We start from the raw sequence: 21963 nt of genomic DNA, 5'->3' as shown, positions 1-21963 counted from the left end.
AAGGCCCGCTTCTGGGCCGACGGTCCGGAACTGGCAATCCACACGTTGGCACGGCACCCGCCGGCAAGTCCGGCCAAGGCAAGGAACTGCATTTGGATCCGTCGTCTTCCACATTGCCTGCTGAGCGCTCCGCCAGCCAAACGCCATTTCAGCGATTCATGCGTTCGGACACCGGCAAGGGCTGGCTGACCATTTCGCCGCCACTGCTCTACGCCATGCTGTTGTTGATCGGCCCGATCATCGTGATTGTCGCCAACAGCTTCTGGTCGCAGGATTACCTGACCATCGACCAGACCTTCACGTTGAAAAACTACAAGGCAGCGCTGACCGAACCCATCTACCGCGATCTTTTGATGCGCTCGCTGTTCGTGTCGGTGACAGTTGCGTTTGTCACCGTCATCCTCGCCTACCCGGTCGCCTGGTTCGTGTCGTTTCATGGCGGACGCTACAAGGGCCTTTGGCTGTTTGTCATCACCGTGCCGTTCTGGTCCGGCTATCTGCTGCGGATCCTCTCGTGGAAGGTCATTCTTGGCTACAAGGGTGTGCTCAACACCGGCCTTCTGTATCTCGGCATCATCACCGAGCCTTTGAGTACGCTGATCTACAACGTCAACGCCGTCATCATCACCCTTGCCCACAGCTGGGCGGCCTTCGCCATCCTGCCGCTGTTCGTCTCGCTCGAAAAACTCGACCGCTCGTTGCTCGAGGCCGCAGCCGATCTCGGCGATGGCCCGTTTCGGCGGTTCTTGCGAATTACGTTGCCACTGACCATGCCTGGCATCATCGCCGCTCTGATGATCGTGATGATCCCGACGGTGGGTGATTATGTGACGCCAAAGCTGGTTGGCGGAAAGGACGGCATCATGATCGCCAACGCCATTCAGGTGCAGTTCGGCAAGGCCTCGAACTGGCCGTTGGGTGCGGCGCTGGCAGTCAGCACCATGGTGATTGTCTCCCTGGTCGCCGGCGCGATTGTCCTGTTGCTCACCAGCATGAAGAGGCTTCTCAAATGAGATTTCTGCCCTCCTCCAAACGCGTCTTGTCGAGCTATGTGATCATCTATGTGGCGATCCTGTATTTTCCGGTTCTGCTGCTGCCCATTTTTTCCTTCAATGATTCCGCCACGCCAAAACTGCCGTTGGTCGGATTCACCTTCAAATGGTACGAAAGCCTTGCCGGCAACGAAGCCATGCACGGTGCGGCCTGGAATTCGCTGCTGGTCGGCATCACCGCCGCCTTTCTGAGCACCATCCTCGGCATTTGCGCCGCGCGCGCCATGACAAGGCACCGCTTTCGCGGCAAGGGCGCAGCCAGCGGCCTGATCATGGCCCCGCTGATCCTGCCGGAAATCATCATCGCCATATCGCTGCTCGTGGTGATGCTCGGTCTCGGCCTGCAATTGTCGCTGATCACCGTCATCATGGGACATCTGCTGATCTGCATGCCCTATTCGGTGACCGTACTGGTCTCCGGTTTCGAAGGCTTCGATCCCAGCATGGAGGAAGCCTCTCTCGATCTCGGCGAATCCGCCATCGGAACCTTGCGGCGGGTGACGCTGCCAATGCTGGCGCCGTCGATAGTCTCCAGTCTTCTGGTCACCTTCACTATTTCGCTCGATGAATTCATTCTGGCGTTTTTCCTCAGTGGCACCGAACCGACCTTGCCGGTCTATATCTGGGGCCAATTGCGGTTTGCCGCCAAACTGCCCAACGTGCTGGCGCTCGGCTCGATCCTGATTGCCGCATCACTGGTATTGCTCACGGCTGCTGAACTATTCCGGCGGCGGGCTGAGCGAAAACTGGCGATCCGCCCATGACGATGCCAATCAGCACATGCGCCACGAGAATGGACAAGATATGACTGCCTCTCCGATGATTGAAATCCAAAATGTCGACAAGTACTTTGGCAGCTTTCGGGCGCTAGACACGCTCAACACCAGCATCAACGAAGGCGAGTTCTTCTCGCTTCTCGGGCCTTCGGGTTGCGGCAAGACCACATTGCTTCGGATGATTGGCGGCTTTGACAATCCGACCTCCGGCGAGATCCTGATCGGCGGCAAATCCATGGCTGGTATTCCGCCAAACCTGCGGCCCACCAACATGGTGTTTCAGAGCTACGCCATCTTCCCTCACCTCAATGTCTTCGAAAATATCGCCTATGGCCTGAAGCGCCTGCGTCTGAACCGTGCAGAAGAGGAAGACCGGGTCAAACAGGCCTTGGCCCAGGTCGAGCTGACTGGGCTTGGTCCGAGAATGGGCAACGAGCTCTCAGGCGGGCAGCGTCAGCGCGTCGCACTGGCGCGCGCATTGGTAATGCGCCCAAAGGTGCTGCTGCTGGATGAACCGCTCTCCGCGCTCGACAAGAGTTTGCGCGAACAGATGCAGGTGGAACTCAGGCATCTGCAGCGCCAGATCGGCATCACCTTCGTGCTGGTCACCCACGACCAGTATGAGGCGCTGAGCATGTCGGACCGGATTGCGGTGATGTTTTCCGGCCAGATCGCCCAGATCGCTGAACCCAAGGAAATCTACCAAAATCCGGCAACCCGCCAGGTCGCCGATTTCCTCGGTGGCATGAACTTCCTCACCGCCTCCGAGCTGGTCGTCACCGGCACGGACTTCAGGGCGATCCTGCCCGGCATCGGTGCCATCAGCGGTCATTTGTCCGGCAAGGCGATTTCCGACCCGGCCACCGCGATTATCGGCATAAGACCCGAACGGCTGCGCATCGTTTGGGAAGGCGAAACGGCAGACCCGGTGATCAGCGGCAAGGTCGTCGACCGCAACTATTTTGGCGAAGTGACGTCGCTTCTGATCGGAATCGAAGGCCAGAGCGAGCATCTGTCGATTGTCGAAACCAATGATTTCGGCGCCGACGACATTCCGATCGGCTCGGACATCCGCATCACCCATGACCGCGACGCCTTCGTCATCATGCAGGGCTGAACCGGTAAAGTCATAAAAAAGACGCCGGCAACGCGGCGTCTCTTGTCAGTCTTGTGTCTTTGGCATCGAATTAAAAACCGGACGCCCGCAAATCAGTTGGAAATCCTGTCCGGGCCTAGCCTTATTCGTCGGAGCCGGCACCGGAAACATACTTGGCGCTGTAGGCCTTTTCGCCGAGCCTGTCGATCAGGCTGAGCTGCAATTCAAGCCAGGCTTTGTGCCCTTCCTCGTCAAGTACGATTTTCTCAAAAAGCGTCCGCGTGCCGATGTCGCTTTCCTCGGTCGCGTGCTGCGAGGCCTGGGTGTAAAACTCGATGGCTTCTTCTTCGTCGGCCAGATCGGACTTGAACATCTCGACAAGCGAATCCGCCTTCTTGGGTTTCTTGTAAAACTCCAGATCCGGATCGCCGCGCAGGAACAGAATTCTTTCAATGAACTGGTCAGAATGGCCGAGCTCTTCGTGCAATTCCTTCCGCATCTGGGCCGCCAGTTTATCAAGGCCCCAATCGTCAAGAACATGCGAATGCAGCTGGTACTGGTGCGCCGCAGTCAGTTCCATGTGCAGCGCTTTTTGCAAATTCTTCATTGTTTCATTGTCAGCCATATCGGTCACCTTTTTCAATTTCGTCACTGCAATGCAAAACGAATGCTCTGCGAGCGAAAAAGTTCCATGGCGAATTGGGAAAACTGCGTGTCCGCGCATTTGTCGTAAGCTGCGCGACGCCGGGCGCCACTAAAGGCGCCCGGTATTTTTCAACGTAGGAGATCAGTAACCGGCTTTGATCTTCTCGAATTCAGCAATCATCTTCTGCTTCAGCTCGATCGGAACCGGAGACTGGAACAGGGTCTTGTCGACAAATGCCGAAAGGTCCCCGTAACCAGCGCCGTCCAGCGTTCCCGCATCGATCGCGCCCATGCCCTTGGCATTGCCGTGGCCATAACCCCATTCCGACACGAGGTAGGAGGACACCGCAGGGTCGAGCGTGGCGTTGACAAAATCATAGGCCTTGTCTTCATTGCCTTCGCCGCCCTCAAGCAGCACATAGCCGCAAACCCAGGTCGACAAGCCCTCATCGGTATCCTTCTTGATCGCCACAGGCACTTCGTCGGCAATCAGCGTGGTCGCGGTTTCATTCCAGGCCCAGGCCAGATCGACTTCCTCACCGGCCATCGCCTGGCTCAGTTCGGTGTTGTCGGTCCAGTAGAGACGCACATTCTTGTGAACCTCGCGCAGGAAGGCAGACGCTTCCTCAAACTGTGCATCGGTCATCTTGGCCCAATCGGTCAGGCCGATGGCAAGGGAGGCCAGCGCATAGGCATCGTCGACATTGTCACCGATGGACACGCGGTCCTTGAATTTCGGATCAGCAAAGGCCCTCAGCGATGTGATGTCGGCCTCGTCCACCTTGTCAGTGCGGTAGGTAACCGCGGTGTTGCCCCAGTCAAACGGCACCATCCACGCCTGGCCGTCCTCGGTGGTCATCAGATCCTTCATCGTCTTGAAACCGGGCAGGACATTGTCCCATTCGGGAATGCGTGACGTATCGAGCGGCTTCAGCAAGCCCGCATCGCGCCACTTCACCACGCTCTGCGAACAGGGATGCCCGATATCGGCTCTAAAGCCGGTCCGGAGTTTCTGGAATGCTTCTTCCTCGTCACCGAAGAAGGCGAATGTCGGGGAATCAGCATTTTTCTCGACATAGGCAGGATGAAACGCGGGGTCTTCGTATCCTGCCCAGTCAAACACGGTCAGTTCACTGTCGGCAGCCGATGCGGCCATCGGCGCTACGCTGAGCGACAAAGCGATGGCAAAGCTCGAAATCAAACCCCTGGATGTTTTCTTATGCATTCTTATCTCCTTGATTAGTCTTCTGCTTGAAAGTTCGACGGAGTTCCGTCGTCTGCGAAGTGCTTGGGGAAAATCGTGCACAGCGTATCGAGAACCACCTTGAGGGCTGTCTCGCGCTTGTAATCCTTGCCAAACAGCATCATACGGAGCCAAAGCCCCTCCTGCATGGCGTAGATCGCGTCGGCGGTGCTCTGTGCGTCGAAGGCGTATCCACCTTCCTGCTTGGCTGTTCGGCAAATAGAAGCCAGGGTGGTGCGGTACTTGTCATCCCGCTCCCATGCCAGCTTCTGATAGGTCGGCTTTGTCTTGGCCTCGGTGAGCAATGCGAACCAGGCAGCAAGCTTGCGATGCCTACATATCTTCTTGTCCAGATCAGCCGTCACCATGGCCAGCAATTGCGAGGTCGTATCGCTCTTGGCCTTGCTCACCATCGCCTGCCAGTTCGCGGTATACTCGTCCTGCAGGTACCTGATGGTCTCGCTCAGCAAATTGTCCTTGCTGGTGAAATGGAAATTGACAATCCCGCGCGACAGCCCGGCGCCATCAGCCACGTCGGCCAGTGTGGTTGCGGCATAGCCACGCTTGGCCAGTGAATCGATCGTCGCGTTGATCAACTGCTCCCGGCGCAACGCCTTGGGCTCGCGTCGTCTGGCCGATTCCGTGGCCGGTTTTCCCGCATTGGCTGTCACGTCTTCAGGTCCCTGGCTCAGAGTGTCTTTCCTTCTTCATAAGGCAGCGATTTATCTGGTCTGGTCCCGAACACATGAGTTGGACAGTGTTCGCCGTTGTCGAGCACCGTCTGCATGGCGCTCCAGGTCTTGATGTTTTTGTCGACATATTCCGTCCCGACAGCCTGTGCGACCGAGGCATAAAGCGGCCCTTTGAGCCGCTCCAACTCATTGCGCGCAACCTCACGGTACCAGCCATTCCTGTTGACGGTTCGGACATCGGCAAAACCGGCCCGTGACATCGCCGCTTCGTAGCGCGCAGCTGACGCCATGCCAAAACTCAACCCTTCAGCCGCGAGGTAGGTCCGCATCGCCTCCGATGGATCGCCATCATGCGACGTCAGCCAATCGCTGGCGACAAACCGTCCACCGGGCTTGAGCACCCGGAAGATATCGGCAAACAGTGCTTCCTTGTCGGCCACGTGAATGAGCGCGTCCTTGGAAAACACCACATCAAAGCTCTGCTCGGCAAACGGCAACGGCCCTGGTGCGCCGCGCACAAAACTCGCCCTGCCCTGCAGGTTCTGCTCAGCAGCGCGGCTGGTCGCCAGATCGACGACCGGCTGTTCCACATCAAAACCGATGATGTTTGCGGGCTGGTATTCGCGGGCCAGAAACAGCGTGATCCCACCTGATCCGCAGCCGATATCGAGCACATGCTTGCCGGCAAAATCGATATCCGCGACAATCCTGCGAACTTCATCAGGACCGCCAGGCGACAGGAAACCTTCACCCCATAGCGCTTCCAGAAACCGTATGGCCCTATCGTCATATTCCGGAGCATGATCGGGCGCGTTGCCGGCCTGCACCTTCATTGTCGAATTGGAGACGCCATCTGCCATGATGGATTGGGTTCCTCGCTTGATTGATTTCGCGAATTATTGGCGCAAAGCATCTCATTTGCAACCAGTTTGTTGAACGTTCATTCAATAGCGGGGCAAACGAAGCACCCTTCCATCCCCTCGAAGCGGCCATTACAACAGGAAATTGGATCAGATCTGATCGGCGCAATGCGGCAGGAGAAGACGCAGATGCGCCAAGGCAGAGTCGAACGCCTCGGTGCGGGTAATGGGAAAACCCTGCATATGCATCTGCAGCCAAAGTCCGTCAGTGAAAGCGTCGATGGAGTTGGTCAGCAGCACCGGATCAGGCCCGCCTGACATCTCGACAAGATCCCGGCAACTGGCAAGCATGGCCTCATAGCGCGCGATCTCGGATTCGACGCAGATCTTGTTGTACAGCGGCTTTGCGCCAGCCTCGCCCCAGAATGAGAACCACAAGGCCAGCTTTTTTCGGCTGCAGATAGACGGGCTGAAATCAGCACGGATCAGACCAAGAATGCGTGTCAGCGGATCAGGCGATGCGAATGCCGCGCTCCAGGCCTGTTCGTATTCCTGTAGCAACCGCGACAGGGTTTCCGTCAACAGGCCATCCTTGGTCTTGAAGTGAAAAACCAGCGCGCCTTGAGATACACCTGCCGTCGCCGACACATTGGCAAACGTGGTGCCGCTGATGCCGTGACGCGCCACAACGTCCACAACTGCGTCGATCATCCGGGCCTGTGTTTTAAGGCTCGTCGGGGAGATCTTCTGTTCATCAGCCTGCTGCACCATTCCCTTTCTCTACCGCACCGTCCGAAAAGATGACAGAATATTTTTTTGACTGAACGCTCAGTTTATTCTAGCTTGGTTTTTTCAATGCGGGGCGGACCATGAAATACGACGCGATCATCGTGGGCGCGGGCCACAACGGCCTCACCGCCGCCTGTTTCATGGCCCGGGCCGGATTGAAGACCCTTATCGTCGAGAAAGAGGACCACGTCGGCGGTGCTGCGGTCAGCCTGTCGCTGACACCCGGCTGGACCTATTCCAACTGCTCCTATGTCTGCTCGCTGCTGCGCCCCGAGATCATCCGCGCACTGGAATTGCCGAAACACGGCTTGCAGGTGATCCCCTATGAGGGCGGCGGCGTGTTCAATTCCAAGGGCGAGTATTTCGCCTATATGTCCGACCATGACGCGCTGCGCCGCGAGCTGATCCGCCATTCGCCGCGCGATGCCGATGGCTATGAGCGCTATTCCCGCGCGGTGATGCGCCAATGCAAATTCATCAAGCCGCTGCTGCTGCGCACCGCACCCGACCCGGCGTCGCTCAAACCCCGCGATATCTCGGAGCTGCTCTATATCCTCAAGCGCTTCCACAATCTCGGCGCCCGGGAGATGGCCGAGACTGTCCGCTTCTGGACCATGTCGATCGCCGAATATCTCGACCAGTATTTCGAAACCCCGATGATCAAGGCGTATATCGCCGGCTCCGGCATCATCGGCACCGGCCTCGGCCCCTACTCCCCCGGCACGGCCTATGTCCTGTTGCATCACTACATGGGCGAAGTCGACGGAGCCATCGGCGCCTGGGGCTTTGCCCGCGGCGGCATGGGCTCGATCACCCAGGCCATGGCCCGCTCATTTGAAGCCTCGGGCGGCGAAATCCGCACCGGCTCCGGTCTTGACCATTTCACCGTCAAGGATGGCAAGGTCCGCGGCGTGGTTCTCGACAATGGCGACGAACTGCAGGCAGAAACGGTCGTCTCCGGTATGGATGTGCGCCGCACCTTCATCAACCACACCGCGGAAAAGGAACTGCCGCAGGACTTCGTCAAGGGCGTCAAACGCTACCGCTTTCGCGGCTCCTCGGGAAAGCTCAATGTCGCGCTTGACGACATGCCGACATTCACCGGCGCGCCCAAAGACGCCGCGTTCCTGCGTGGTGATTTGCATTTCCTCGACGATATGGCCGAGATCGAACGCGCCTATGATGATTGGAAGGACGGACGCTGGTCAGCCAGCCCCTATGTCGATTTCCTTATCCCGACCCAGATCGACCCGACCATGGCCCCGCCCGGAAAACACTACGCCACCATCTTCGTGCAATACGCGCCTTACGAACTCGCGGATGGCGAATGGAACGACACAAACCGCGAGGCCTTCGCCGAAACCGTGATCTCCAAGATCGAGCGCCACAGCCCGGATTTCCGCAAGCTGATTGTGCACAAGGAAATCCGGACGCCGAAGGACATCGAGGATCAGGTCGGTCTCACCGAGGGCAACATCTTCCAGGGCGAGCTGACTTTCGACCAGCTTCTGTTCAACCGTCCGGTGCCCGGCTACGCCCAGTACCGCTCGCCGATCAAGGGGCTGTATATGTGCGGCTCCTCCACCCATCCCGGCGGCGGCGTCATGGGAGCGCCCGGCGCCAACGCCGCGCGTGAAGTCCTGAGCGACCTCGGCCACAAGATCGACATGGGGCTATCAGCATGAGCGGGCGCTACGACGCAATCATCATCGGTGCCGGCCACAATGGTCTTGTCGCTGCAGCCATGCTCGCCCGCAAGGGCCGCAAGGTGCTGGTGCTCGAAGCCCGCGACCATCTCGGCGGCATGCTCGGCGACGACGGTTTCCGCGTAGCACCCCTGCCCTATGCGCTGCGCCCCGAGATCATCAAGACACTGGGACTCCCTGCGCAGCTGATGGGCACATCAAAGCCGATCCAGACCATATCGTTCAATCCTGAGGGCTCTCCGGTCTCCATTCTGGGCGGTCAGGCGACAGGTGTCGCGCCGGAGATGGCTCAGGCCTACGCAACATTTCACGGCCGCCTCGGTCGCCAGGCCAAGGCGCTTGGCGTGATGATGCTTCAACCACCGCCGGGATTGGGCAAGGCCAGCTTTGGTGAAATGACCGCGCTCGCCCGCATGGCGTTGAAAATGCGGCTGCTTGGCAAGACCGAAATGCGTGATCTGTTGCGGATCATCCTGTCCAATGCCTGGGATCTGCTCAATGACGAAATCGGCGATGGACCGCTGGCCGGTGCGCTGGCGATGGACGCAACGCTTGGCGGCGCCATGGGGCCGCGCTCACCCGGCACGGTTCTGACGCTGCTCTACCGCATGGCCTCGCAGTCAACGCACGGCCATGGTCTGCGGGTGATGCCCCAAGGCGGGCCGGACGCTCTGGTCAAGGCCTTGAGCGATTGCGTGACTGCCGCCGGCGGCGAAATCCGAACCGGCGCGCCGGTGGAAAAAATCCTAGTAGATCAGGACAAGGCGGCAGGCGTCAAGCTCCTATCCGGAGAGGAAATTGCGGCCCCGCTGGTGCTGTCCAACGTGTCTCCGAAAACCACGCTGATGACACTTCTTGGTGTCGAGCATCTGGATGGCGAATTCGTCCGGCGCTGCCGCAACATGGCATCCAAAGGCATGGTCAGCCGTCTGGATTTCGACATCGCCCAAGCGCCGACTCTCGGCACCGGCAGCCCCCTCAAAAACAGCCAGAGGCTGGTGATCGCTCCCACCATGCAGGCGATCGAAACCGCCTTCAACGCCGCCAAATATGGCGATCTGCCCGATCGGCCAGTGCTGGAAGCAATCTACGACTCCAGCGCCAACCGTCTCTGTGTCAGCGCCCAGTTCACGCCTTATGATCTGAATGGTGGCTGGACCGAAAACGCCAAGGCCAAGCTTGCGGTCTCGGTGCTTGCCGTTCTTGAACAGGCCCTGCCCGGCATATCCTACGCTGTCACCGCCAGCCGGGTGATGTCGCCAGTCGATATCGAAACCGGCTACGGCGCTTCCGGCGGACATTGGCATCACGGCGAATTGCGGGTCGACCAACTGTTGATGCTGCGGCCCTTCGACGGCGCCGCCCAATACCGGATGCCGGTGAAGGGCCTTTATCTGTGCGGCGCAGGCGCCCATCCCGGCGGCGACATTTCCGGAGCGCCGGGCTTCAATGCGGCGACCGCAGCACTGCGCGACGGAGGAAACTGAGATGACAGCCAACGCAAAACCCGTCGCACAAGTCGTTTCGGGACTTGAACCCGGCCCTTTCCATGACCGACTGGTAGACCACAACCGCCAGCAGGCCTGGGTGAACTGGATGGGGTACGCCTCCCCGTCGGTGCTCGACAGCGTCGAGTTCGAGTATTTCGCCATCCGCAACCAGTCGACGCTGTTCGACATTTCGCCGATGTGCAAATACGCCATCACCGGACCGGACGCCGAAGCCGTGATCAACCGGCTGGTTACCCGCGACATCCGCAAGCTCAAGCCGGGCCGCGTTGCCTATTGCATATGGTGTGATGAAGATGGCCAGGTGGTCGATGACGGCACGGTCTTCCGGCTCTCCGCAACCGAATTCCGGCTTTGCTGCCAGGAGCCGCAACTCTCCTGGCTCGAAGACATCGCCTGGGGCTTTGATGTGTCGATCTGCGACGTTACCCGCGACATCGCTGGCCTGGCGCTGCAAGGCCCGACCAGTTGCGCTTTGCTCAAGGATCTGGGGCTCTCGGGTATCGAAACGCTCAAAACCTTTGGCATCGCCGAATTTGAGATCGGCGGCGCGCCGGTCACCATTTCCCGCACCGGCTTCACCGGTGATCTCGGTTATGAGCTCTGGATCGCACCCGTCGATGCGCTCACAGTCTGGGATACGCTGATGGGCGCCGGAAAGCTTCGCGGGTTGCGGGTCATCGGCTATGAGGCGCTGGACATGGCCCGTATTGAAGCAGGCTTCCTGCTACCGAAATCCGATTTTCTCTCGGCACAAACGGTGCTGAGAGCTGATCGGGCCAGCACACCTTACGAGCTTGGCCTTGAGTGGCTGGTTGCGCTCGACAAACCCCATTTCAACGGCCGCCGCGCTCTCGTGGATCTGTCAAAGCAAACACCGCAACGCAAACTTGTGGCGATCGAGATCGAGCGTGACAAGCCTGCCCACCACGCGCTGGTCTATCACAAGAAGACCCGCGAGGTCGGCATGGTGACGTCGGCCCTGTGGTCGCCCACCTGCAAGCGCAACATTGCCTATGCCTGGCTCGACGCACCCTATGGCCAATCGGTCACCAGTGACCTCTGGGTCGAGATCTATCTGCAAAAAGAGATCCGCTGGCAGCGCCGCATGGCCAGGTGCCATCTGGTCGACAAGCCGTTTTTCGTGCATCCACGACGGACGGCAACACCGCCGGCTGATTACTAGCTCCGGAGCACCGCTCATGCTGCCGATAGAAGTGGAAACCGCTGAAGACGCACGGCAACTGCAGTTGCTGTCGCTGCCGCTTGGCGCGCCCAATTCCGGCTGGCACCGCTATGGCGCGGCGATGTATTTCTACCAGCACGGCAAGCTCGATACAGACTCCCTCGAGGCCTATCGCATCTGCTGCAATCTCGACAGCGAAGACCCTGTTCTGGTCGCCCGATCGCGCCGCTCAGAAGACAGATAGATAGCAAAAGGGCCGAGCGCACCCAAGCGCCCGGCCCTTCGATAATCATGTTTTCATATTACGACTTGAGCTTTGTCCAGACCTTCTCACGCAGGTCCTTGGACGCTGGCGAGCAGGCCTTGAAGGCGCGCAGACGCTCATTGAATTCCGCCGGTGTGTTGACCGCAGGATCCGCCTTGAGATCGTCTTTCAGGAACTCGCCGGAGCCAGCAACCGCATTAGAATAGCCGGTGTAGTTGGATGCCATGGCGGCGACTTCAGGCGACATCATCCAGTTGACGAAAGCCTTCGCCTCTTCCAGGTTCGGCGCGTCCTTTGGAACGGCGATCACGTCGGTCCAGAAGGTAGTGCCTTCCTTGGGATAGACATAGACAACATCAGGCTTCTTGGCTTTCACCCGGTGCGCGGCACCATTCCACTGCATGTGAACCGGAACTTCGCCGGCAATCATCCGGTCGATTGTGCCATCATTGGAATAGAGCTTCACATCCGGCTTCTGCGCCATCAGAACGTCAAGGATCACCTGGGCTTCTGCCGGGTCCTCGGTGCATTTGTCGATGCCCTTGTAATAAGCCGCTGCATTCCACACGTCGGACATTTCGTTGAGCATGGCAATCTTGCCTTTCAGCTCTTCGACCGGCTCGAAGATCGCCTTCCAGCTCTCTTCCATCTTGCCGCCGGGGACCATTGCAGGATCGTAGGTAAAGCCCGTCGTGCCCCACATATACGGTGCCGAATAATCGCGGTTTTCATCGCCTGCCATGGTGGTAAACGCCGGCAGCAGGTTCTTGAAATTTTCCATCTTGCTGACGTCGATCTTCGCCAGCATGCCCTTTTCAACCATTACGCCGAGCGTGGTGCTGCCAGGAAAGATCACGTCGTAACCGCCGCCGCCTGCCTGCAATTTGGCCAGAAGATCTTCCTCGGAGGCATAATTGTCTACGCTCACCTTGGTGCCGGTTTCCTTCTCGTAGCGCTCGAGCAGGTCCGGTGCGAAATAGTTCGACCAGTTGTAAAGATGCAGTTCGCCGGCCGCCAATGCACTGCCGCTCAATGCGGTCAGTGCCAATGCCGATGCCATCAGCAATTTCGCGGTATGCTTTCCTACCCTGTTGTTCTTGATCATGATTTGCTCCAATTGTTTGTGGGCTTTTACGTCTCAATCGGGCCCTGATTTCCGATTTTGGTCCCGTCCCAGGAAGAGCGACAGGGAGACAAGAGAGAGCGACAAGAGCAGCATCAGCGAGGAGATCGCATTGACCTCCGGAGTGACGCCGGTTCTCACCAAACCGAAGATGTAGATGGGCAACGTGGTCGACCCCGCGCCGCCGAGAAAGAATGTGGTGACGAAATCATCCAGAGAGATGATGAAGGCCAGCACAAGACCTGAGAGTATCCCCGGAACAAGTTGCGGCAGCGTCACCCGCCAGAATGCCTGGATCGGATTGGCGTACAGATCCGCCGCTGCCTCGCCGATCTTCGGGTCCATGCCTTCAAGCCGCGCCCGGATCGGCAGGTAGGCAAAGGGAATGCAAAACACGATATGACCGATGATCACGGTGCCGAGCCCGAAGGTCAGGCCAAGGCTGGCAAAGAACATCAGCGTGGCCACGGCCGGCACGATTTCGGGAACAGTGATCGGCAGCGCAAACACCGCATTGATGCCGGTCTTGCCCAGGAATCTGTCATTGCTCGCCATCCGCAGCGCCGCCAGCGTGGCAAGCGTCGTCGCAGTCACCGAGGCGATCGATGCGATGATCAGCGAATTGGTCGCCGCACTGACAATGTCTCTGTTGGCGAATGCCATCTTGTACCAGTCGAGCGAGAACCCGGTCCAGACCGTCACGGTCCGGTTCTCGTTGAACGACAGTGCCACCAGGATCAGTATCGGCAGATAGACATAGGCAAAGAATGCAGCCGTGGCGGTGAACAGTCCCGGCCAATGCCGGGCGTCACCCGGAAAGGCGCGACTGCGGAACGGATTGAGCCTCATTGCGATCCCTCCAGCTCACCGCGATAGCGCCGGGCATAAAGCGCAAGGGAAACAAGAACCATCGTCAGCAGGAACAGGCCAAGGGCTGCACCGAACGGCCAGTTGCGCGCAGCGCCAAACTGGAACCCGATCAGGTTGCCGATCATCAATGTCTTGCCGCCGCCGAGCAGTTCCGGCGTGATATAAGCGCCCAGCGCCGGAACAAATACCAGCACGCAGCCGGCAACGATTCCAGGTAAGGCCAGCGGCAGAATGACCCTCCTGATGGTTTGCCAGCGGTTGGCATAGAGATCGAAAGAGGCTTCGACCAGCCGAAAATCCATTTTCTCAAGGCTCGAATAGATCGGCAGAACCATGAACGGCAAAAACGAATAGGTCAGACCCACCGCCACCGCGAAAGCATTGTGCAAAAGCGGCAACGGCTCAGAAATGATGCCGAGCCACATGAGTGTGGAATTGATCGTGCCATGGTCGCGCAGCAGCAGGATCCAGGCGTAGTTGCGCACCAGAAGATTGGTCCAGAATGGCAACGTCACCATGAACACCAGAACCGCTTTCCATTTGCGGTCCCGCGTCGCCATGAACATCGCCACCGGCAGCCCCACGGCCAGCGAAATCACCATGGTCAGGAACGACAGCCAGACCGAGCGCAGGATGATGAACATGTAATTGAAGTTCAGCGCCAGAGTGCCATCAAGCTCGCGCTCAAAAAACAGCCTGACATAGGCCTCAGCGCTGAACTGGTCCCACAGCACGCCGCCGGAATAGTCCCTTTCCCGAAACGAGATATAGGCCATCAACCCCAGCGGCACGATCATAAAGACAGTGATCGCCAGCAATGCAGGACCGATCAACAGAGCCCGGAACATGGTGTTTTTGCCGGCCCGGGTCATGACGGATCATCGGCCAGAACGGAAACCGAGGTCGCATCGACGGACCAGCCAATGTCATCGCCCTTGGCGAAGGACCGGGTTTGAGCCGTGTTGTTCTGCGAGCGCGCCCGCATCTCCAGGCCATCGGCCAGCTTGAAATGAAAGATCGTGTCGGTGCCGTGATAGACCACATTGGAAATGACACCGGGCAAGGTCGCTGCCGAAGGCTTTGACAGCGTGATCCGTTCAGGCCGGACCGCCAGTGTGGCTGCGGCTCCCTTGCTCAACCCGGATGCGTCACTGGAGCGCAACATTCCGACACCAGCAATCGAGTATTCGCCCTCGCCCATGGCTTGGGCCGGCAGCAAATTGATCTCGCCGATAAAGCCTGCAACGAACCGGTGTTGCGGCTTGTCGTAAATTTCGCGCGGTGATCCGATCTGGAGGATTTCGCCACCATTCATCACCGCAATCCGGTCTGACATGGTCAGTGCCTCATCCTGATCGTGGGTGACGAAGACAAAGGTAATTCCGGTGTCGGTCTGCAGCCGCTTGAGTTCCAGTTGCATCTCCTTGCGCAGTTGCAGATCAAGCGCTGACAAAGGCTCATCCAGCAACAGCACCTTGGGCTGCGGCGCCAGTGCCCGCGCCAGCGCCACGCGCTGTTGCTGGCCACCCGAAATTTGTGTGATCCGGCGATCAGCCATGGCTTCAAGCTGCACCAACCGCAGCATGTCTGCGGTGACAGATTTGATCTGATCTTTGGGGCGTCCCAACATCTCCAGTCCGAACGAGATGTTTTCGGAAACCGTCATATGCGGAAACAAGGCGTAGTTCTGGAAAACCGTATTGACCGGACGCTGATAGGGCGGCCTTGCCGAAAGATCGGCCCCGTCGAGCAAAATCGCGCCAGACGTCGGTTGTTCAAAACCTGCAATCAGCCGCAGCAGCGTTGTTTTCCCGCAGCCGGAAGGTCCAAGCAGCGTGAAGAACTCGTTCTTCCTGATGTCCACGGACACATCGTCAAGGGCGCGGAAAGCGTTGGACCCCGTACCAAAGATTTTACTCAGGGAGCGCACCGATACCGCGCAGCTGTCTGATGCCGGTGAAGGCTCTCCGTCGTTTTGAGTCGAGGTGTTCAAAGGCACTCCTGCTTGATACAATCTGGTTCCCACCGACCAACATTCAGACAATACACCATCGGCTTAAAACAATGAAACAGTCAGCAGCCGAGGGTCGAATTGTCGTCCAATATTGAATGATCGTTCAGCAATTAGATGCCCATGTCAAGTTGAACGACCCAACAAATTGTGTCGCAGACGTTCATCGAAATATCCCAAAACCGACACGCGCGACGGGCAATGGAAGCCTGTTTGGCGGTCAAGCGACAAACAGGCGATGGACGGAACCCACGCACCCGAAAACTCAAGGTGCCCGCACAGACCCATTCTGATTTATTCATTCCAAACAAATACTTGAAACCGAAAAATGGACACGGGCAATCAGTATCCCTTATAGCCCAGGGCTCAATTGTCCCTTGCGCCTTCAACCAATTTTCAACAAGCCCGCACCTGGCTTGGTCCTTGTCATTGACCGACAAACTGGCCTAAGGCAATTCACCCGTAAAAATCCCAATGAGGAACCATTGATGATGGTCGACATGTCCGCCAGCGAGCCCGATCGGCTTGAAAACTTCCCCGTCACCTTCTTTGCTGTGATGATGGGCCTGCTGGGGCTTTGCCTGGCAATGACTGCGGCAGAAGAGGCTGCAGGCGCATCGGGCAGCGTCTCGCAATTCATCCTTGGCGCCGCCGTCGCGGTCTTTATTGTTCTGGCTGGGTTTTACGGGCTCAAGCTTCTCCGCCATCCCACAGCCGTGAAAGCCGAATGGAACCATCCCGTTCGCATCGCCTTCTTCCCAACAATCTCGATATCGCTATTGCTGCTCGGGACCGCGCTGGCGCCCCGCATCCCTGATCTGGCCTATGTTGTCTGGAGCATCGGCGCCGCGGCCCAGGCCGTTCTGTCCCTCAGTGTGGTCGCCAACTGGATTGGCCACCGCCTCTACCAGCCAATCCACCTGTCGCCTGCCTGGTTCATTCCTGCGGTGGGAAATGTGGTTGTGCCGCTCGCCGGCGTTGGCTTCGGTGCGGTTGAGCTCTCCTGGCTGTTCTTCTCCGCCGGAATCCTGTTCTGGGTTGTGCTGCTGACTCTTGTGATGAACCGACTGATCTTTCACGAACCGCTGGCCGGCAGACTGATCCCCACCCTGGTGATCCTCATCGCCCCGCCGACAGTCGCCTTCGTCGCCTGGGTACGACTGACCGGAGACGTCGATGCTTTCGCACGTATTCTCCTCAACATCGGCTATGTCTTTGCCTTGATCGTATTGACGCAAGCGCCGCGATTTTACCGGCTGCCGTTCGCCTTGTCCTGGTGGGCACTCACCTTCCCGGTGGCTGCCCTTTCGGTCGCCTCATTCGTCTTCGCCCACGAAACCGGTTCAAGTTTCCACCTGGTGATCGGATTTGCGCTGACCACCATACTCGCCTTTGCCGTCGCCACCCTTGTGCTGCGCACGGCCCAGGAAATCCGTGCCAAACAGATCTGCCGTCAGGAATAATCCAGAGAACCCATGAAAAGACACAGGGCGCTCGGGTGGTCAAACCCGGGCGCCCTGTGAAGCGTTCCAACATCGAGGGATACCGCTATTCTGCAGCTTCCGTCCGCGTGCTCGGCAGGGCTGGCTTGCTGCCAAGTCCGACACGCGCCTTCATCCGTTGCCACCAGGCCGTGATCTTGCTGTCCTTCGAGCGCGTCACAATCATCAAGAGTGACGGTGTCACCACAAGCGTGAGAATGGTCGAGAACGCCAGCCCGAACACGATGGCGCTCGACAGCGAAACCCACCATTGCGTCGAAGGCGCACCATAGGTGGTCTCATGCGCCATGATCTCGAGGTTGAACCCGAAAGCAATCGGCAGCACGCCGAGGATCGCGGTGACGGCGGTCAGCACCACAGGACGGGCACGCTCGCGACAGGTCTCGAGGATTGCATCGAGCTTGTCGCTGCCCTCGCGCCGCAAATGGTCATAGGTGTCGATGAGCACGATGTTGTTGTTCACCACCACCCCGGCCAGCGCAATGATGCCGATGCCGGTCATGACGATTCCGAGCGGCTGCTCCATGATCAGCAGACCGAGGAACACGCCGATGGTCGACATCACCACCGCCGACAGCACCAGCGCCACTGACAGGAAGTTGTTGAACTGGGCCAGAAGCACCACGAAGATCAAGAAGATCGCAGCACCGAAGGCCTTTGACAGGAACTCGCCGGCAGCCTTCTGCTCTTCATCTTCACCCGCCAGCTTCCAGCGGATCCCCATCGCTTCGAGATTGGCCTTTTCCAGTTCCGCAACGATGCCCTGACGCAGCGGATCGGCCTGAATGCCTTCGCTGATACCCGCCGAAATGGTGATGGTGCGCACGCCGTCGATACGGTTGAGCGTCCCGACGCTCGCCGCCGGTTCGCGGGTGACGAAGTTGGAGATCGGCACCGAACCCTGCGCGGTCTCAATCCTGAGATCGTCAAGCGTCGACAATGTGCGCCGGTCCTCGGGAAGCCGCAGCCTGATGTCCACCGCATCATCCGCGCCCGCAGGCCGGTAATCGGTGAGCTTCAGACCACTGGTGACCAGTTGCACCACGGTTCCGACCGAGGCCGGACCGATGCCATATCGCGCAGCCACGGCGCGATCGACCTTGATCTCCCAGTCCACGCCCGGCGGCGGCAGGCCGTTGGAAATGTCGATGACACCCGGCGTCTCGGCCAGTTGCGCGGCGACCTTGCGCGCAACATCCGCCAGTCCTGCGGGATCGGCAGCCGACAACTGGATCTGGATCGCCTTGCCTGTCGGCGGGCCACCCTGCGGCACCAGAACTTCGATATCCACACCGGGAAATCCGGTCAGCTCGCGCCGGAAATCATCCAGGATCTCACCGGCGGCCTTGCGTTCACGCCAGTCGACAAATTCATACTGGATCACGCCCACGACATCTTCACCGACATCGTTGCCGCCACCGCTGACCTTGCCGACGCGGGTGTAGACACTGGTCAAACCGGGCCAGCCGAGAATCCGTTTCTCGACTTTTCTGACGGCGGCATCCTTTTCCTCAAGCGAGAGGTTGCCGCGTGCATGCACATACAAGAGCCCGTAGTCGGGCTCGACATTCGGGAAGAACTCGACGCCCTTGCCATACTTGCCATAGGCGACCGGAACAATAATCAACGCAGCAAGCGTGAAAAACACCACGATGAACGGATGACGCACCGCGCGGGCGACAAAGCGCATGTAAAGCCCATCCCGCTTCGGGCCGTCCTCCACCGTTGGCTTGGCGAACAGCGCGCCCAGCGTTGGCGTGAACACCAATGCGTAAAGCAGCGACGCCGAGAGTGTCGCAATCAACGTGATCGGCATGTATTTCATGAACTCGCCAACCATGCCCGGCCAGAACAGCAGCGGCGAAAACGCAGCAACGCGTGTCAGGGTGGCGGCAACCACAGGTCCGGCCATGCGCTTGGCCGCCAGTGAGAACGCCTCTTTCCTGTCCATGCCTTCGCTCATCCGCCGCTCGGCGAATTCAGTCACGATGATGGCGTCATCGACCAGCATGCCAACAGCAAGAATAAGGCTGAACAGCACAACGATATTGACCGTCAGTCCCGCCAGCGACAGCGCCAGGATACCCATCAGAAACGATGCCGGAATGGCAAAGCCGATCAGCAGCGAGGCCCGGCCGGACAATGCGTACAGAATCACGATGAACACCAGGATCACCGCTGTCAGCACCGAGTTCTGCAAGTCGCCCAGCAATTGCCGGATCGAAGTCGATTTGTCCTGGCTGAAGCCGATGACGGCGCCTTCCGGCAGCAGTGATTTGAACTCGTTCGCCACCACCTTGACCGCATCAACGGTCTCTATCAGGTTCGCCCCGGTTCGCTTCGACACCTCGATGGCAATCGCTGGCTTGCCGTTCAGCCGGGTTATGGTCTCGGCATCCTTGTAGGTCGAGCGAATGGTCGCAAGGTCACGAGCGCGCACCACCGCATTGGCGCCCGCAATGATCGGCAGGTTGGCGACGTCTTCAGCAGTTTCGATCAGCAGCGGCACTTTCACCGCGTAATAACCCTCGTCGCCTTCCAGCGCACCTGCTGCGACCACGGAATTGGACGCATTGACCCCGGCGATCAGCTGGTCGAGCTGCATGCCGTAGGATGACAGCTTGACCGGATCGATGATCACCTCGACCAGATCGTCACGCGCGCCCTGCAGCGAGGCTTCAAGCACGCCGTTGACTTCTTCCATGCGATCGCGAAGTTCGCGCGCAGCACGGGTCAGCGCGCGCTCGGGCACATCCCCCGCCAGCGTCACCACCAGCACCGGAAATTCGGAGATATTGACCTCGTTGACGGTCGGCTCGTCCGCACCCTGCGGCAAATCCGGCTTGGCGTCGGACACCTTGTTGCGCACGTCGTCCAGCGCCTTGGCAAGATCGGCGCCGGCCATGAACTCGATAACCACATTGCCGCCACCCTGATAGGCGGTCGAGCGCATCTCTTTGATGCCGGTGACATTCTTGAGCCGCGTTTCCATGGGCCGCAGCAGCAACCGTTCCGAATCCTCAGGCGAAATCCCGGAATAGCTCAGGCTCACATAAATGATCGGAATCTGGATGTCGGGTTCGGCCTCCTTGGGTATAGAGACATAGGCCATCGACCCCGCAATGATCAGAAACAGCAGGACCGCCAGTGTCAGCCGCGCATTGCGGATGGCGACATCGACAAAATTCATTGTGACGGCTCCGCCGTTTTAACGGTGGCCGCAGCGACAAGATCGGCATCTGCCGGCACCGCATTGACGGTCTCGCCATCGCTGACCAGATCCTGGCCGGCAACGATGATCTTGGCGTCCAGCGGAACGCCGCTGAGCACCAGGCCTTCGGGGGAATCGTCGATCAGATCAATCGGCACGAAACCGACCGTGTTGTCGGGCTTGAGAATGCGCAAACCCAGATTGCCGGCCGCGTCGAGCGTGACCACCGAGCGCGGCAGTCTGACGGCCGTAACTGCTTCGGATTTGATCATGATTTCGGCGGTCATGCCCGCAGGAACCTTGTTGTCCGGATTGGTGATGGCAACCTCGATGGGAAACGTGCGGGTTCCCGCCGTTGCTTCAAGGCTGACATGCCGGACCGATCCGGAAACAATTTCACCGCTGATCAACCGGACATCGGCTTCACGGCCGACGCTGACATGGGTGATTTCGCGCTCACTGACTTCACCCAGCGCCACCACCGGATCAAGCTGCAGCAGCACCGCAACATCCTCGCCCGAGGGCAGCCAGCTGCCTTCCTCGACCATAACCTGATCGATAACGCCAGAAAATGGCGCAACGACGGTCAACCGGTCGACATCGGCCTGCGCGGCTTCCAGTTGCGAGCGGGCTGACGCCAGTGCCGAACGGGCGCTGTCACTTTGTGTGGATGGGGAAATGCCGTTCTTGACCAGCCGCTCGATGTTGTCGGCTTCCTTCTGGCGCTGATCCAGAAGTGCCTTGGCCGTATCCACGACGGACTGCTTTTCAGCACCGTCGAGCACCAGAACAACATCTCCGGTCCGGATCTTATCGCCCTTTTCGACCTTGAGTTCACCGAGAATTCCTGCGCTGCGGGTAGCAAGCGTCGTGCGCTTGTCTGGCGCGGTCACCCCGGAGATCCGGATGATCCGGTTATGCTGGATGAAATTCGGTTCCATCACCGCGACTGTACGCAGGACTTTTTGGGTCTCGGCCGCAGCTGGTTCGCTGGCCTCGGACGCTTTATCCGGACTGTCCTGCGCTGCGCTGCCGATCGACGAAAATTCCCCGGTCAGCACCCAAGCCGCCGAAACAGCCAGCACAACAAATGCGGCAACGGTATGAAACCTTGGCATAGCCATAAAACCCGCTCTCAAATAATTCTGCCCAGAGGCCAAGATAAAGCTGCAAAGCCCGCAAGGGCGCAAACTAACGGTCATTCAACCGCGATCAGGCGTGTGCGTTGGCGATATATATAGACACCAGTAAGGTCTAAAAAGGACAACAGTGTTGAATTTCTCTGCAAACTGCTATTGGCGCCGGGCCGTGACTTCACTGCAACAGGTATAAAATCCTCGATATGTGTCCAAAAACGGCCGGCATTTCGAGAGCGTCAATCACAGACAAATCCGCAATCACCCTTCCTGTTTCTGGTTTTGTGCTTAT

At 58.7% G+C, this 21963-nt stretch carries 19 protein-coding genes; 8 read left to right on the top strand and 11 right to left on the bottom strand.

Features of this window, described 5'->3' with window-relative positions; genetic code table 11:
* The first annotated feature begins 158 nt into the window (after positions 1 to 158).
* From IMCC20628_RS05555 to IMCC20628_RS05545, 3 genes are read left to right on the top strand one after another with little or no spacing between them, the layout of a single operon-like run.
* Positions 159 to 1013 carry an ABC transporter permease gene (locus IMCC20628_RS05555; RefSeq protein ID WP_047032287.1) on the top strand — a complete coding sequence of 285 codons (855 nt, stop codon included), beginning with the start codon at positions 159 to 161 and terminating at the stop codon, positions 1011 to 1013.
* Entirely contained in the window at positions 1010 to 1816 is an 807-nt protein-coding gene (locus IMCC20628_RS05550; RefSeq protein WP_047029391.1) for an ABC transporter permease, read from the top strand. The genes IMCC20628_RS05555 and IMCC20628_RS05550 overlap by 4 nt, the downstream gene beginning before the upstream one ends.
* Positions 1817 to 1871: 55 nt before the next feature.
* A complete protein-coding gene (locus tag IMCC20628_RS05545) occupies positions 1872 to 2945 on the top strand; it encodes an ABC transporter ATP-binding protein (RefSeq protein WP_047032286.1) in 1074 nt (357 codons plus the stop codon).
* A 121-nt stretch (positions 2946 to 3066) separates the two neighbouring features.
* Here the strand turns inward: IMCC20628_RS05545 and IMCC20628_RS05540 are convergent, their stop codons facing one another.
* The 5 genes from IMCC20628_RS05540 to IMCC20628_RS05520 form a co-directional block, all read right to left on the bottom strand.
* The gene (locus IMCC20628_RS05540; protein WP_047029390.1) at positions 3067 to 3549 is read right to left on the bottom strand and encodes a bacterioferritin; all 483 of its coding nucleotides are present in this window, start codon (positions 3547 to 3549) and stop codon (positions 3067 to 3069) included.
* Positions 3550 to 3711: 162 nt separating this feature from the next.
* Complete coding sequence (locus tag IMCC20628_RS05535; RefSeq protein ID WP_047029389.1) at positions 3712 to 4794, bottom strand: ABC transporter substrate-binding protein; 1083 nt, start codon at positions 4792 to 4794, stop codon at positions 3712 to 3714.
* Positions 4795 to 4808: 14 nt separating this feature from the next.
* The gene (locus tag IMCC20628_RS05530) at positions 4809 to 5483 is read right to left on the bottom strand and encodes a TetR family transcriptional regulator C-terminal domain-containing protein (protein ID WP_047029388.1); all 675 of its coding nucleotides are present in this window, start codon (positions 5481 to 5483) and stop codon (positions 4809 to 4811) included.
* Between the two features lie 17 nt (positions 5484 to 5500).
* Positions 5501 to 6364, bottom strand: a complete 864-nt coding sequence (locus IMCC20628_RS05525; protein WP_245307883.1) for a class I SAM-dependent methyltransferase — start codon at positions 6362 to 6364, stop codon at positions 5501 to 5503.
* Between the two features lie 150 nt (positions 6365 to 6514).
* Positions 6515 to 7135, bottom strand: a complete 621-nt coding sequence (locus tag IMCC20628_RS05520; protein ID WP_047029387.1) for a TetR family transcriptional regulator C-terminal domain-containing protein — start codon at positions 7133 to 7135, stop codon at positions 6515 to 6517.
* Positions 7136 to 7233: 98 nt separating this feature from the next.
* On the opposite strand from IMCC20628_RS05520, the gene IMCC20628_RS05515 reads away from it, so the two are divergent.
* Genes IMCC20628_RS05515 through IMCC20628_RS05500 form a run of 4 tightly spaced genes read left to right on the top strand, consistent with a single transcriptional unit; the run spans position 7234 to position 11797 of the window.
* Positions 7234 to 8838 carry an NAD(P)/FAD-dependent oxidoreductase gene (locus IMCC20628_RS05515; RefSeq protein WP_047029386.1) on the top strand — a complete coding sequence of 535 codons (1605 nt, stop codon included), beginning with the start codon at positions 7234 to 7236 and terminating at the stop codon, positions 8836 to 8838.
* Positions 8835 to 10346 (top strand): NAD(P)/FAD-dependent oxidoreductase, encoded by a 1512-nt coding sequence (locus IMCC20628_RS05510; protein WP_047029385.1) that lies wholly within the window; start codon positions 8835 to 8837, stop codon positions 10344 to 10346. Before IMCC20628_RS05515 ends, IMCC20628_RS05510 begins: the two co-directional genes overlap by 4 nt.
* A 1-nt stretch (position 10347) precedes the next feature.
* A complete protein-coding gene (locus IMCC20628_RS05505) occupies positions 10348 to 11553 on the top strand; it encodes an aminomethyltransferase family protein (protein WP_047029384.1) in 1206 nt (401 codons plus the stop codon).
* Between the two features lie 16 nt (positions 11554 to 11569).
* Entirely contained in the window at positions 11570 to 11797 is a 228-nt protein-coding gene (locus tag IMCC20628_RS05500; protein ID WP_047029383.1) for a hypothetical protein, read from the top strand.
* 58 nt (positions 11798 to 11855) lie between these two features.
* Here the strand turns inward: IMCC20628_RS05500 and IMCC20628_RS05495 are convergent, their stop codons facing one another.
* Genes IMCC20628_RS05495 through IMCC20628_RS05480 form a run of 4 tightly spaced genes read right to left on the bottom strand, consistent with a single transcriptional unit; the run spans position 11856 to position 15723 of the window.
* Positions 11856 to 12923, bottom strand: coding sequence for an extracellular solute-binding protein (locus tag IMCC20628_RS05495; protein WP_052766306.1), 1068 nt, complete (start codon positions 12921 to 12923; stop codon positions 11856 to 11858).
* A 33-nt stretch (positions 12924 to 12956) separates the two neighbouring features.
* Positions 12957 to 13790: an ABC transporter permease gene (locus tag IMCC20628_RS05490; RefSeq protein WP_047029382.1), complete on the bottom strand. Its 834-nt coding sequence runs from the start codon at positions 13788 to 13790 to the stop codon at positions 12957 to 12959.
* On the bottom strand, positions 13787 to 14683 hold the full coding sequence (locus tag IMCC20628_RS05485; RefSeq protein WP_047029381.1) for an ABC transporter permease: 897 nt from the start codon (positions 14681 to 14683) through the stop codon (positions 13787 to 13789). Before IMCC20628_RS05485 ends, IMCC20628_RS05490 begins: the two co-directional genes overlap by 4 nt.
* Positions 14680 to 15723, bottom strand: a complete 1044-nt coding sequence (locus tag IMCC20628_RS05480; RefSeq protein ID WP_197078461.1) for an ABC transporter ATP-binding protein — start codon at positions 15721 to 15723, stop codon at positions 14680 to 14682. Before IMCC20628_RS05480 ends, IMCC20628_RS05485 begins: the two co-directional genes overlap by 4 nt.
* Positions 15724 to 16310: 587 nt before the next feature.
* Here IMCC20628_RS05480 and IMCC20628_RS05475 point away from each other — a divergent pair.
* Positions 16311 to 17285 (top strand): SLAC1 anion channel family protein, encoded by a 975-nt coding sequence (locus IMCC20628_RS05475; RefSeq protein ID WP_156174418.1) that lies wholly within the window; start codon positions 16311 to 16313, stop codon positions 17283 to 17285.
* A gap of 85 nt (positions 17286 to 17370) precedes the next feature.
* Here the strand turns inward: IMCC20628_RS05475 and IMCC20628_RS05470 are convergent, their stop codons facing one another.
* Both IMCC20628_RS05470 and IMCC20628_RS05465 read right to left on the bottom strand, forming a co-directional pair.
* Positions 17371 to 20514 carry an efflux RND transporter permease subunit gene (locus IMCC20628_RS05470; protein ID WP_047029379.1) on the bottom strand — a complete coding sequence of 1048 codons (3144 nt, stop codon included), beginning with the start codon at positions 20512 to 20514 and terminating at the stop codon, positions 17371 to 17373.
* Positions 20511 to 21659, bottom strand: coding sequence for an efflux RND transporter periplasmic adaptor subunit (locus IMCC20628_RS05465; RefSeq protein ID WP_047029378.1), 1149 nt, complete (start codon positions 21657 to 21659; stop codon positions 20511 to 20513). The genes IMCC20628_RS05470 and IMCC20628_RS05465 overlap by 4 nt, the downstream gene beginning before the upstream one ends.
* Positions 21660 to 21963 lie beyond the last annotated feature (304 nt).

Origin of the sequence: Hoeflea sp. IMCC20628, from assembly GCF_001011155.1 — a bacterium.
GTDB lineage: Bacteria > Pseudomonadota > Alphaproteobacteria > Rhizobiales > Rhizobiaceae > Hoeflea.
The sequence above is the reverse complement of the archived record's forward strand: the minus strand, read 5'-3'. Positions and strand labels throughout refer to the sequence as shown.